Consider the following 12773-nt stretch of genomic DNA (forward strand, 5'->3'; position numbering starts at 1 on the left):
GTTAACCGAAATCAAAGCAGCTGATCCATATGATCAGCTGTTTTTGATTTACTTCTAACCTAACGAAAGGATAGCGTCTGAGCTAGAGGTGACTCAATAATCTTGTTATATGAATAGCATGCCTATTGAAAATAGCTGCATCAAATCCATAATATTCAATTTATTTAGTAACTTTTTCCGTATTCGAGCGTTTAATAGTATGACTTTTAATAGATTGAAATTTGCGAGGGAGCGAAAGGGGAAGAAATAAAGAATGAATTTGAAAAAGAATATGTCCATAATCACGGCGGTAGCTGTACTTCAAGCATTTACAGTTGGTTCAGCGAGCGCACAAACCGTGGATCAAGGGGAAGCAGCAGTTGTAACGCCTGCCAAAGTAGAATCCGTAGAGGTCATGAAGAAAGAACAGCCGCTTACCGAGAATGAAGTGAAAATAAAAAGCAGCACATCATCAAAAGGTGAATCTACTGTAGAAGACACGGAAGCCTCCAAATCAGCAGTCGTGGAGACAACACCGGCGGCAGAAAATGATCCGGCTGCTGTTGATCAAGCAACAACAACGAATGAATCCGAGGAGGGTTCCGCGATCCAGGAAGGAACTGCCGAGGATGACAAGACGCCAGCTACGCCAGCTATTCCAGCTCAAGTAGAGCAGCCTGCAACAGGTACTGCTGCCGGAACGCCGGGTGGAGACCTTACATTGTACATGAACAGCAATAAAATGGAGCAGGATGGAAAATCGTATCTTGCAGGCCAGCCAATGACTGTCAAAAACGGTGTATCCTATGTTGCGATTCGTGCTTTGGTGGATCGTGTGGGATACGGAGTTAAATACGATAACAAAACCAAGGAGACCATCATTATCAGTGGTGACAATGAGCTCCGATTCAAAACAAACAGCAAGGTTTATACCGTTAATGGTGAGTCCAGAACGATGAAAGGCCCTGCGTATCAGCAAAAAAATACGTTTATGGTGCCTTTAACTTCCATTACTCAAGCTCTGAACATTTCCTACAAAGTGAATCAGTCGGCGAAAACCGTTGTGCTCAATTTACATAAGAAACCTGTTGCAAGCTTTGTGATTTCCCAAAAGGAAATTTTTGCGGGAGATACAGTGGATTATGTGACTTCCTATAGTTCTCCAAACGGTCTGGAGATCACGAGCGAACGCTGGACAGGTCGTCAGGATTCGTTTGATCAAGCGGGTACATATACCATTTCATATCAAGTTCAGGATTCAAACGGCCAGTGGAGTGATCCCTATTCGGTTACAATTCAAGTGTTGCAGCCTAATCTTCCACCTGTAGCCATGTTCACAACGGACAAGGACCAATATAAAATGGGTGAAAAAATAACGTACATGGATCAAAGTACAGATGATGAAGGCAAGATTGAGAAAACGGTTTGGGATAACAATCCGCTTGCATTCTTTGAACCTGGACCCAAAACGGTAACCTTGACCGTCACAGATAACCATGGTGCTACTGATACGTATTCCAAAGTCATAAACATAACCAATGAGACGTTATATAATTTCTCGGATTTTAATTTACTCTTCACTCCGGTTGGACAGAAATTTACCTTCAATGGTGGCGAAGTGACTTCCATGGAGAAAGTACCTTATACGTATAGGGATGAGGCAAGTCTGCTCATTCGCAGTAACAGTCCGGAGACGGTTAATACGGAAGGCATTGTGTACCAGGAGTCTTCTTCGGGGCAGACGCGCTTCATGATTCACCATGTAAACAATACAGGCAAACGAGTAAAAATGTATGTTATTGCAACAAATAACAACCCATATCCGGCAGTATTCGAGCAGCAAAATATGGGCTTCGCAGGACCTACACCGTTTGCTACTGTAGCCGGCAAATTGTCTATTGATAAATGGTTCAAGTCGATACAGACTGGAGCGGATCAAAAGAAAGAATATTTTGAACCAGGTGAAAGTAAACTGATTTTGACCGAACTCAATAAAACTCCGATGAAAGAAGGACAAGTAATCTCACTGTATTCGGATGCATTCAGCGATTATTCCCTGGATTATAACGTTATTCTGGTTGAAGAAAATAAAGACCCGTTCGAAGCGTTACCAACGCTGCCTGTGCTCGATCGTGATGGTGTGCACAACCGTGGCACATACCCGAATGCAACTCGTGTTATAACGTACGACCAGCAGGTGGGAGGCACACCAGCGCGATTGCCCCTTGGAGACAATGCCAGTGACCCGAATTTGGTTGGAACGGATCCGATGGCTTACACGGATGCATCCAATGCAGGTAACTTTGGGGTGTTATACAAAATCACGTTAAGCAATGTTGCTCCGCGTACACTGATCTCGTTTAACCCACGTGGAGGAAAGTACTTTGGAGTAGCTCTTGTTAACGGTCAAGTTGTACAAATTGTCGATGGTAGCTTATCGATCAACACGTCCAGTGAACAAAGCGTACTATACCGAACAGGATCCTCTTCGGAAAGTGTAACGATCCTTTTCTCAGCAGCCCCAGGAAGCAACCTGCCAGTTAACCTGCTCTTTACACCGCTCCCAATGGAGAAGTAGTGTAGTTGATCTTATGGACCAGAGTGATAACAAATAATTTATTTTGCTTAAGCATGGAAAGAAGGACTCCTTAGGGAGTCTTTTCTGTTATACAATCGCTGTTAGAAGAATTTGACGGCAGGGTAGTAGAAAAGTCTGTTAAAACTAAATTATCTCTATTACGAACGATATAGGGGGATAACAACGATGGCATTTCCTGATCCAACATGGGCAAGGTTAGGATTTATGGAACCACCGGATTTTCATAATTCCGGCCATAATATTGGAGTAGTAATCATTGATAAAATGAAACCCCATCATACAATTCGCCACTTGGATGACCGAATTAAGTACGTAACTGTCGAAAATGATTTAACTATAAATTGCAATAATATTGCATTCCAATCTTCAGGTGAGGTAGATGAGGAAGTCGGTGAACATGGCTTGATGACAATATTAACCCTTGCTCATAAACCTTTCTTTTTAGAAGGAAAAACACATGTAGGTCTTTCTCCTGCTGCAAACTTCATTGTGCTTGACCATGGTGCTTTCAGAGAAGGTGAAGGTGAGCGTTTAAAATATGGAATGGATTGGGTCCTGAAACAGCCAAACTGGAATATTAAAATTATTTTATGCACAGGTTGGCATGCTTCGGATAATCCTGTACTCCTACAGAAAACTCATAAAAATTCAACAGTTCAAGCTTTAAATTCTGCAGTCCAAAGAGGTTTGATGGTCATCTGTTCAAACGGTAATACCAGATTGGGCAACATTATGCCGCCTATCGAATATTTCACTGTGGGCGGCTTCAATGATCGTGGGAAGGCGGAGCGTCACCTGCATTTGCCTTATCCCGATGAGCCGTTTGGCAAGAATGGAGATGGTCATTTCAGGCCAGATATTCTAGCTCCAAGAGTATACCTAACGCTTCCTTTCTGTGAATCCAAGGAGAGAGAAGAACAGGTATCATATTATTGGGGAACTTCCGGTGCAGCAACACTCGTAACGGGTATTGCTGCGTACTTATTTTCTAAATATCCCGAATTAGATTCAAAAAACTTACGTAGTAAATTGATTGAAAATGCTGATCCAATAGAAGATTACAAAAATAATGCACCAAGAATAAATGTAGGTAATGTAATTCATAGTTTAGAAATGCAGGTCAACCTTAAAAAAGCAAACCCATGTGTATCGAGTGTCCGTATTGCTGGCCATGACCATTCTATAGAATCTTTAGATGATATTGAAAGGGGGTTAGCTTTATCCAAACTTGTTCAACAACAAATCGTAACTCGACAAGAATTATGGAAGTATGCTGAAGATGAATCCGATGTAGTAAGAAAAATTGCAGTCTACGCCTTAGCTAAACCAGAAAACGAATATGAGAGAAGGCTCTATTGGAAACGATTAAGCCAGGAAAGCGAGGGAGGAGTGCGCGGTTGGTATGCGCACGGATTGTTACAAAATACGAATGAATCTGAAGTATCCAAGTGGATTCCATGTTCCACAGATAGCAATTGGGCAGTCCGTTGGTCTGTTAGTGAATACTTAGCTAGATATGTTGAATCCTTTCCTCAATTGGAAAAGACGCATGATCCGGATTTGATTCAAGAAAAGGCAAGTAAGGTACTGCAGTGGTTAAAAAAATCCAAGGATTTAATGTGAAGAAGAACAGGATTGAAAACGGTCTATAAAACTCGCTAATAGGACGTAAAGATCTCCATAAGATGGACCAAGCTCGGCAGTTCCAGACCGTTTCCCTTTAAATGTTACATATCTTTCATATTGAATTGCATACGTGCGAGCATGTCTGTCATCATGGCAACTTCTTCCTCACTGAAATCAAGCAGCATCTGATGAACGAACTGGTTACGATCCTGTTTGAAGTTGGCTATATGTGTGAGTCCTTGTTCCGTTAACCGAACGAAGGTTTCTCTTTGGTCAATGGGATTTCGTCTTCTTGATACGAGACCATCTGCTTCCAGCTGCTTCAAATGGCGTGTAATGGCAGCACTGTCGATATGAATGGCTTTTTGCAAATGGCTTTGAGTCACCTCTTCATGAATATAGAGATGGTACAGCAGAACATATCGTGAGGAACTGATCCCCGTACAACGTTCAAATTTGGGTTTCAGCTGATTACTTATATTTTTAAGTAGAATTAGTAGGTTTTCTTGCTCCAATGAACAATTCATGTGTGCCCCTCCTTGAATGGTGCCGAATATCCTGGAAAAGCAGCCTGGTAACCAAGGCACATCTCTTCCAAGACATTCAGCAGCTAAAGGCAACTATATCACAATGTGATGGCTGTTCGCATTATGGCATGCAGCTCATTTGATTTAAGCCCAGAATGTAGTTTCTTCTGCGGGCAGGCGGTAGGAGGTATATCCCTCGCTCGCTGCTTTACCGATGGTCAGCAGCATCACTGGTACATAACGTTCTTTATCCAATCCAAACACTTCGGCAATTTGATCTTTTTCATATCCACCAATTGGATTGGTGTCATATCCATGCGCACGGGCAACCAGCATTAATTGCATGGAAACCAGACCGGAGTCAAGCATAATGACATCGTTCATTTCAGCATCAGACATGTTGTTATAGATCGGTTTGAATGCATTCAACTGAAAGTCCTTAACAGCTTGCGGCATTAATCCGAGCTCAACGGCTTTTCCATAAATGTTTTCGGCATAATCAAAGTTGTTTTTGTCAGCAAACACGGCAATAACAGCTGAAGCTTGAGCTACTTTTTCTTTGTTGAAGCGGGACAGTGGCACAAGTTTGTCTTTTCCCTCTGGTGTATCCACAACAAGGAAACGCCAAGGCTGCATGTTAATGGAGGAAGGAGCAGTGCTCGCTTCGTTGATCATTTGAGTCATTTCTTCTCTGGTAATTTTGACGGATGGATCATAAGTCTTAATCGAGCGGCGTCCGTATATAATTTCATTAAAATCGTTTGTTTTTTGAGATGGTTTCATAATCATTTCTCTCCCTTTATCTAATAGTTGATGCATCAATATTTGACTAGTCAATAGTTGATATGTCAAATATAATTGAATTCTTGAATCATTTCAACCTTTTTATTATGTTAAAATATGCTAAACCATAAGATGAACGATTGTATTGTTCAGTTGCACAATAAGAAAATAAGCCTTTGTCGAATGTAGTTGATTAGAATTGAACTGGTGAATTTAAAGTGATTAAAAGAAGAGGGGATTGTCGAAATGAAGACAATTAAGGCTATGATGGAGCATCTGTACTGGGCCGACGGACGCATCTTGGACGCGCTTCAGAAAAGTGAGACGAAGAACAAAGGCCTGTTAAAGCTAGTTAGGCATGTCGCGGTTGCAGAACGTGTCTGGCTATCCAGATTGCTTGGCAAGGATAGCGGGCAGTATTCGTTATGGGAGGAGGCAGAAGACCTCTCGGTGATCCGGTCGATGTTCGAAGAAAACGCCAAGCAATATCGCGTCTATATGGAAGGACTTGATGAATCCCGGTTGGACGAGATGCTTGACTACGTGAACCAGAGCGGGGTTCTCTTTCAAACGTCTGTCCGGGACATCCTGTCACAGGTTATCTTACATGGGCAATATCACCGGGGACAGATCAACCAAGCGCTTCGAATTGAATCGGCAGAGCCTGTTCAAATCGATTACATCACGTTTGCGAGGCTATAAGAGAAGCTAACACTCAATAGATTGAAAGGAACGGTAGCTCAATAAAACGAGAAAATTTACCGGAATGACAGCCGACAGCTTAACGCTTTGAAAAAAATAGCAAGGAGCTTCTGTTACTAGCTCCTTGCATAGTTATTCGATCATTACTCCAAAATCGACTGAGCCCGCCTTCTAATCTAAGCGGCGCAGCGGTTTTTTTATTTGCAAAGCATCACTTTTTGAAAGCAGTGTTTCTTCAGAATGCCAAGATCAGTAAGATGAGCTTAGACAATTCCTTTCTCCATCGCTTTACTGATCAGCGTAGCAAAAAGGCTGTTAGACCAAGCGAACCATTCACGTGAAAAATCGGAGGGATCATCGGGGTGGAAGCCTTCATGCATATACCCGGTATCTGCATCAGTCCTGATCAGCATATCAATTAATTCTTTCATTTCCTCATCATTATCTGCTGTTAGTGCCTGCATAGACAGTGCCATATGCCACACATAACCTCCTGGCGTATGCGGACTGCCAATGCCTTTGGCATGTTTACCCTCGAAGTAGAACGGGTTGTCGAAACTAAGAGCAAATCGGCGGGTGTTTTGATATATTTCATCCTCCACCCCTACATAACCAATATAAGGAATAGATAGTAATCCCGGTGTGCCAGCATCATCCATCAGGGAATAATTCCCGAATCCATCCGTTTCATAGGCGTAGATTCGACCGTATTTCGGATGATTCACAATCCCGTACGTCCGGATGCCGAAGTCAATTTCCTTGCGCAGCTTTGCTGCTCGGGCAGCCAGTCTTTCGTCTTTATAGATAACGCTGGCGATCTCACGGATATACTCGAGAATCACCACAGCGAACATGTTGGAGGGGATGTTGTAGCCGAATTCGCAGCTGTCATCACTCGGGCGGAAGCCCGACCAGCTCATGCCGGTGTAGTTGACAGGCATGCCGCGTCCGTTATTGTGCAACGTCTCCGTATCCTGAAGCGTCTGCCGGATAAAATGGTAGGACGACTTCTCTCCGTGGTACTGCTCCGTTTCAATAACGTTCACAATGGAGCTGAGTGCTTGGTAGCATTCGGTATCGAAGATATCGGTTTGCTCCGCTTCCTTCCAGTACATATAAGCCAGCTGAACGACAAAGCAGAGGGAATCCAGCTCGTATTTGCGCTCCCACATCCAAGGATTTAAATTGCAATCATCCGTAGCCCGGTAATGCTTGTCGCTAGCTGTTTCATTAAATGCATTCGTGTACGGGTCGATATTCACATAGAACATCTGCCGGGCAATCAGGCCGCGGAGAATCCGCTGAAGCTCAGAGTCGTGTTTGGCAAACGGAATGTAGTGGCGCACCTGCTCTGTAGAATCGCGCAGCCACATGGCTGGGATATCGCCAGTAAAAACAAAAGTAGTGCCGTCTTCAAGCAGTTTGGTTGTCGTCTCAAGTGTATTAGGGAAGCAGTTGCGGAACAGCTTTTGCAATTTGGGATGATGGGCAAGGCGTTCGTCGGCCTCATTCAAATACTCGGTAATGGAAGATGGCAGGTTCATAGTCAAACTCCTCCTACATAGTTAGGGTAAGGTTGCACGGTTCATATTAGAAATCTTCTGATATCATCCGTGCGTGGGGTAGCCTTGGCATTCGTAGCAAATGTTTGCATACTTGTCTGTTGATCACAATATGTAACTTTTGCAGCGTGAAGGGAGGTTCATAATTCACACATTATAGCCATCTTTCATCTAGGGGTATTTACATCATGGCAAGCCGAAAAGTACCGCTGCAGCGGGGTTTTACGCGCTTTTTAATATGACAATGCACAACCTACATATTTACGGTGTCAGCTAGGTTTCACTAGAATTTGAATTGTAAGCGCTAGCATAGGAGAGGTCAGCTAAATGCAAAGCGGATACAAATTTATTTTATGTAACGAAAAAAACCATAGAGAGGAGTGGGAGAATGAAGGTGAGTCATGCTGCAGTATCCGTAAAACCTTCATTAAAGAACAAATCCCTTGGCAAAAGAATCTGGAAAAATTGGGAGCTTTATTTGTTCATGCTTCCCGCGTTGTTGTATTTCCTCGTTTTTCATTACGGCCCGATGTACGGCATTCAGATTGCTTTCAAGAATTTCGTACCTTCAAAAGGAATTACAGGCAGTGAATGGGTTGGCTTTGACCATTTTGAACGATTCTTCAATTCCTATTTCTTTTGGGATCTGCTCTGGAACACGTTCAGCATCAGCTTCTATGAACTCGCGATTGGGTTTCCACTTCCGATTATTCTGGCGCTAGCCTTTAATGAGGTGCGGAACGGTCCGTTCAAGAAATCGGTTCAGACGGTAACCTATGCTCCGCATTTCATTTCCGTCGTTGTTATGGCGGGGATGATCATTACTTTTCTTTCGCCTTCCAGTGGAATGATAGTCCGGTTCATCGAATTCCTGGGCTTTCAACCTGCACAATTTCTGACGGACCCGGCCTGGTTTAAGACGATTTATGTTTTCTCGGGTGTCTGGCAGAGTACCGGGTGGGGTACGATTATTTATCTCGCGGCTCTGTCTGGCGTAGATCCCCAGCTGCATGAAGCTGCCATTATGGATGGAGCGAGCCGGATTAAACGGATGCTGCATATCAATCTGCCGACCATTGTACCCACGATTACAATCATGCTGATCTTAAATATGGGGAATATCCTGGGCCTTGGCTTCGAGAAAATTCTGCTGCTGCAGAATTCACTCAACATGGAAGCTTCCGATGTAATCTCCACCTATGTCTACCGCGCCGGTCTGGTGGATGCCCAGTATAGTTTCTCAACGGCTGTTGGCTTGTTTAACTCGGTAATCAACGTGATTTTGCTTGTTACTGTCAATCAGATTGCCAAACGTACCAGTGAGAATAGCCTCTGGTAGAAAGGAGTTGAGGTCTTTGGTTACTGCCATGAAAGAGTCCAGAGGGGACAAGCTGTTTGTGATTTGCACCTATATTTATTTGGTTCTTGCTCTGCTTGTGGTTCTCTATCCGCTAATCTATATTCTCAGTGCTTCCATCAGTTCACCGCAGGACGTCAATTCGGGAGCCATGTGGCTGTTTCCGAAGAATGTGACACTGGATGGCTACAAGCTTGTTTTCGATAATCCGAAGATATGGAATGGTTATTTGAACACGATTATCTATACGGTGGTAGGGACATTGGTCAATCTCGCCGTTACTCTGCCAGCCGCGTATGCGCTTAGCAGATCTGATTTTGTCGGGCGTAATCTATTCATGGGTCTCATTCTGTTTACGATGTTCTTCAGCGGCGGGCTCGTGCCGACGTATCTGCTGGTCAAGAATCTCGGACTCATCAACAGCATGTGGGCATTGATTCTGCCGGTGGCTGCTTCAGTTTGGAATATTGTTGTGGCCCGCACCTTTTTTCAGACAACTATTCCAAAAGAGCTGCAGGAAGCGGCTCACATCGATGGCTGTACGAATCTGAAGCTGTTCATCCGCATTATTCTGCCATTGTCAGCACCCATTATAGCCGTCATGGCTCTATTCTATGGAGTAGGCCACTGGAACAGTTATTTCCCGTCCCTGATCTATTTGAATGATGAAGCCAAATATCCGCTGCAGATGGTTCTGCGCCAGATCCTTGTTCTTCAGGAGATGTCGGCTGAAACCACGGGCGCTTCGATCAATAGTGAGGTAGCGACCGCCATGAATAACAAGGCTGAAACGGCATCACTAATCAAATATGGAGTCATTGTGGTCTCCACGCTGCCGATCGTGGCGGTGTATCCATTCCTGCAGCGTTACTTTGTCCAAGGGGTCATGATTGGCTCTGTTAAAGGTTGAACCATTAGAATGTGTATATAACAAGGGAGGAATTATTCATGCAGACCACACGCAAACCATGGAAGCTTCTGTTGTCTTCGGCTCTAGTTCTTACACTGCTGGCAGGCTGCGGCAATGCTGACAAAGGAGCAGGAGATAACAGTACCGGAGCGGTTGCTGTGAATAAAGAGGGTTTCCCGATTGTCAATGAATCCGTAACTCTTACGCTTATGGCGCCGGATGTAGGGATTCAGAACTGGGAGAACATGAAAGTGCTCCAGCAGATGCAGGAGAAGACAGGCATTAAGCTGGAATACAGGAATGCACCGAAGGACAGCTTCGAAACCAAGAAGAATCTGGTGCTTGCCAGCGGGGATTACCCGGATATTCTCTATGCTGCCGGTTTGACTACTGCGGAGCAGATGAATTATGGAGAGCAGGGTATCCTCGTTCCACTGGAGGATCTGATTGAAGAATACGCTCCGAACTTCAAGGCCTTGCTGGATGAGAACCCGGATGTCCGCAAATCCATTACAGCACCGGACGGGCATATCTACTCTTTGCCGGTAGTCGAACTCAGTCAGCATTGGTATCGCAACCCAATGTGGTACAACGGGGACTTCCTGAAAGCGTTGAATATTGACAAGCTTCCCGAAACGACAGAAGAGCTGTATACCTACCTGAAGCGTGTGAAGGAGGAAGATCCGAACGGTAACGGTATCGCCGATGAAATTCCGATATCCTCGGTGACAACACCTGCTGCCAACCTCCGTGATATTCGCACCTGGCTGCTTGGCGCCTTCGGTATTTATGAAGAAGAAATATACGTGGATGATAACGATAAGGTGCACTATACACCGCTTGAAGAAGGATATAAGGAATATTTGACCTATATGAACCGTCTGTGGTCCGAAGAGCTGCTGGATCATGAGAGCTTCTCGCAGACGGCAGAGCAAAAAAAGGCTAAGGCACAGAACAATCAGGTCGCCCTTTTCTCCGACTGGCATGCCTACATGTCCAAAGGCGGAGAGCCTTCGACGGCAGATCCGATGTTTGCACCGGTCCGCAGCGAATCGGTTGATGCTCCGGCGATTGCGAAGAACAGAGGCATTACTACGGGTGCCTTTGCCATTACGGAGAGCAACCCGGCGCCGGAAGCCTCCATGCGTTGGGTGGATTATCTCTATTCCTACGAAGGTGCCATGTTCTTCAATAAAGGGCCAGAGGGCATTCTCTGGGAATACACCGACAAAGAAAACCGGGTCAAGAAATACTTGCCTGTACCGGACGGAAAGGAAATGGAAGATTATCGAGCCACTCTGACACCTAACTACGGTATTCCTGCTCCGACCCTGTCCATGGATGATATTAGTAAAGGGCTGAAGACAGACTTTGATCTCTGGGTAGAGGAGGAAACTAAGCATAAACTTCTCGATAAAGGCGCTCGGATTCCGTTCCCAACACTGTTCCTGACCGTGGAAGAGCAGACGGAAATCAGCAACCTGAATTCGGATTTGAGCACTTACGTGAAGCAGATGGAAGCGAAGTTCATCACCGGTGCAGAGCCGCTTACCAGTTGGGACAATTATGTGGCTACCGTTAAGAAAATGGGCGGAGAGCGTGTGGCTGAAATTAATCAGGCTGCGTATGACCGCTGGAAATCTAACTAATCAAGCCTCTGCGCAAACTATACATTGAACATGTATCCCAGGAGGAACAGACATGCAAATAACGAGACACCCGAACAATCCCATAGTCGTCCCGGGCGGCTATGAATGGCGCAAGGTTACGGTCTTCAACCCGGCGGTCATCATAGATAACGACAAATTTTATATGATTGAGCGCACTGCAGGCTCCCTGACTCCATGCAAGAATTATCTGGGGCTGCTGGAGAGCGATGACGGCGTTAACTTCACCCACGTGAAGGATGAGCCCATTGTGACGCCCGATATGCTGGGTTTTCCTTATGGTAGTGTGCAGGACCCTCGTATTGTCAAAATTGATGGAACCTTCTATCTGAACTATGCCCTGCGTCCCTGTGCCATGAGCTATTATCCTACCGGAGCAGGTGTCCCCCTGCGCTCTATTCCCGAATATCCGGACGGCTGGGGGGAAGAGGAGGGACACTGGTTGACCCGGTCCTCCATTCTGAAATCAGATAATCTCCTGGATTGGGAGTTTGTGGCGGATACGACGCCTCTTGATATTAACGACCGGGACAACATTCTGTTTCCTGAAAAAATAGGTGGCAAATTCGTGCTGCTGCGCCGCCCCGAGGAATATGTGGGAGAAGGCTACGGTACGGATAAGGCGGCCATGTGGATTACCTACTCCGAGGATCTGGTGAACTGGGAAGAGCCCAAGCTGCTCGCCACCGCCGGAAACTTGTCCTGGGAATCGCGGAAAATTGGGGGCTCGACGCCTCCAATCCGGACCGACAAGGGCTGGCTGGTGCTTTATCACGGCGTTGATGAAGATATCGTCTACCGCGTGGGAGCAATGCTGCTGGATTTGGAGCAGCCTGAGAAAATCATTGCCCGGACCCATCATTTCATTATGGAGCCGGAGACGTACTACGAGAAATTTGGATTCCAGATTCCGAATGTGATCTTCCCGACAGGAAACGTGGTCAAAGACGGACTGCTCTATATCTATTACGGCGTAACGGATACAGCGATCGCTCTCGCCACGGTTCCTCTGGATGAACTGGTAGAGCATATTCTTCGGGAAGGGCAGTAAGCAGGGCCAA

The 12773-nt window shown here is 45.3% G+C and carries 10 protein-coding genes; 7 read left to right on the forward strand and 3 right to left on the reverse strand.

Annotated elements, in window-relative coordinates:
* Positions 1-253: 253 nt before the first annotated feature.
* Both ABIC22_RS22315 and ABIC22_RS22320 read left to right on the forward strand, forming a co-directional pair.
* Positions 254-2557: a stalk domain-containing protein gene (locus ABIC22_RS22315; protein ID WP_354483863.1), complete on the forward strand. Its 2304-nt coding sequence runs from the start codon at positions 254-256 to the stop codon at positions 2555-2557.
* Between the two features lie 186 nt (positions 2558-2743).
* Positions 2744-4201: a S8 family serine peptidase gene (locus ABIC22_RS22320; protein WP_354483865.1), complete on the forward strand. Its 1458-nt coding sequence runs from the start codon at positions 2744-2746 to the stop codon at positions 4199-4201.
* A gap of 104 nt (positions 4202-4305) precedes the next feature.
* Here the strand turns inward: ABIC22_RS22320 and ABIC22_RS22325 are convergent, their stop codons facing one another.
* Entirely contained in the window at positions 4306-4731 is a 426-nt protein-coding gene (locus ABIC22_RS22325; protein WP_110823002.1) for a MarR family winged helix-turn-helix transcriptional regulator, read from the reverse strand.
* A 144-nt stretch (positions 4732-4875) separates the two neighbouring features.
* Positions 4876-5514, reverse strand: coding sequence for a nitroreductase family protein (locus tag ABIC22_RS22330; RefSeq protein ID WP_127536929.1), 639 nt, complete (start codon positions 5512-5514; stop codon positions 4876-4878).
* Between the two features lie 246 nt (positions 5515-5760).
* On the opposite strand from ABIC22_RS22330, the gene ABIC22_RS22335 reads away from it, so the two are divergent.
* Positions 5761-6216, forward strand: a complete 456-nt coding sequence (locus ABIC22_RS22335) for a DinB family protein (RefSeq protein ID WP_127536930.1) — start codon at positions 5761-5763, stop codon at positions 6214-6216.
* 263 nt (positions 6217-6479) lie between these two features.
* Here the strand turns inward: ABIC22_RS22335 and ABIC22_RS22340 are convergent, their stop codons facing one another.
* Positions 6480-7760 (reverse strand): glycoside hydrolase family 125 protein, encoded by a 1281-nt coding sequence (locus ABIC22_RS22340; protein WP_354483868.1) that lies wholly within the window; start codon positions 7758-7760, stop codon positions 6480-6482.
* 406 nt (positions 7761-8166) lie between these two features.
* On the opposite strand from ABIC22_RS22340, the gene ABIC22_RS22345 reads away from it, so the two are divergent.
* The 4 genes from ABIC22_RS22345 to ABIC22_RS22360 are packed head-to-tail and all read left to right on the forward strand — an operon-like array spanning position 8167 to position 12763.
* Positions 8167-9117: an ABC transporter permease gene (locus ABIC22_RS22345; RefSeq protein ID WP_095357637.1), complete on the forward strand. Its 951-nt coding sequence runs from the start codon at positions 8167-8169 to the stop codon at positions 9115-9117.
* A gap of 16 nt (positions 9118-9133) precedes the next feature.
* Positions 9134-10045, forward strand: coding sequence for a carbohydrate ABC transporter permease (locus ABIC22_RS22350; RefSeq protein WP_127536933.1), 912 nt, complete (start codon positions 9134-9136; stop codon positions 10043-10045).
* Between the two features lie 38 nt (positions 10046-10083).
* Positions 10084-11694 (forward strand): extracellular solute-binding protein, encoded by a 1611-nt coding sequence (locus ABIC22_RS22355; protein ID WP_354483871.1) that lies wholly within the window; start codon positions 10084-10086, stop codon positions 11692-11694.
* Between the two features lie 52 nt (positions 11695-11746).
* Positions 11747-12763: a glycoside hydrolase family 130 protein gene (locus ABIC22_RS22360; RefSeq protein WP_354483873.1), complete on the forward strand. Its 1017-nt coding sequence runs from the start codon at positions 11747-11749 to the stop codon at positions 12761-12763.
* Positions 12764-12773: the final 10 nt, after the last annotated feature.

Source organism: Paenibacillus sp. PvP094 (assembly GCF_040546835.1).
Classification (GTDB): Bacteria; Bacillota; Bacilli; order Paenibacillales; family Paenibacillaceae; genus Paenibacillus; species Paenibacillus illinoisensis.

What these genes read in the sequence shown, in the direction of transcription:
- ABIC22_RS22315 (WP_354483863.1), top strand. Translation starts at nt 254, where the DNA reads ATGAATTTGAAAAAGAATATGTCCATAATCACGGCGGTAGCTGTACTT.
- ABIC22_RS22320 (WP_354483865.1), top strand. Translation starts at nt 2,744, where the DNA reads ATGGCATTTCCTGATCCAACATGGGCAAGGTTAGGATTTATGGAACCA.
- ABIC22_RS22325 (WP_110823002.1), bottom strand. Translation starts at nt 4,731, where the DNA reads ATGAATTGTTCATTGGAGCAAGAAAACCTACTAATTCTACTTAAAAAT.
- ABIC22_RS22330 (WP_127536929.1), bottom strand. Translation starts at nt 5,514, where the DNA reads ATGAAACCATCTCAAAAAACAAACGATTTTAATGAAATTATATACGGA.
- ABIC22_RS22335 (WP_127536930.1), top strand. Translation starts at nt 5,761, where the DNA reads ATGAAGACAATTAAGGCTATGATGGAGCATCTGTACTGGGCCGACGGA.
- ABIC22_RS22340 (WP_354483868.1), bottom strand. Translation starts at nt 7,760, where the DNA reads ATGAACCTGCCATCTTCCATTACCGAGTATTTGAATGAGGCCGACGAA.
- ABIC22_RS22345 (WP_095357637.1), top strand. Translation starts at nt 8,167, where the DNA reads ATGAAGGTGAGTCATGCTGCAGTATCCGTAAAACCTTCATTAAAGAAC.
- ABIC22_RS22355 (WP_354483871.1), top strand. Translation starts at nt 10,084, where the DNA reads ATGCAGACCACACGCAAACCATGGAAGCTTCTGTTGTCTTCGGCTCTA.
- ABIC22_RS22360 (WP_354483873.1), top strand. Translation starts at nt 11,747, where the DNA reads ATGCAAATAACGAGACACCCGAACAATCCCATAGTCGTCCCGGGCGGC.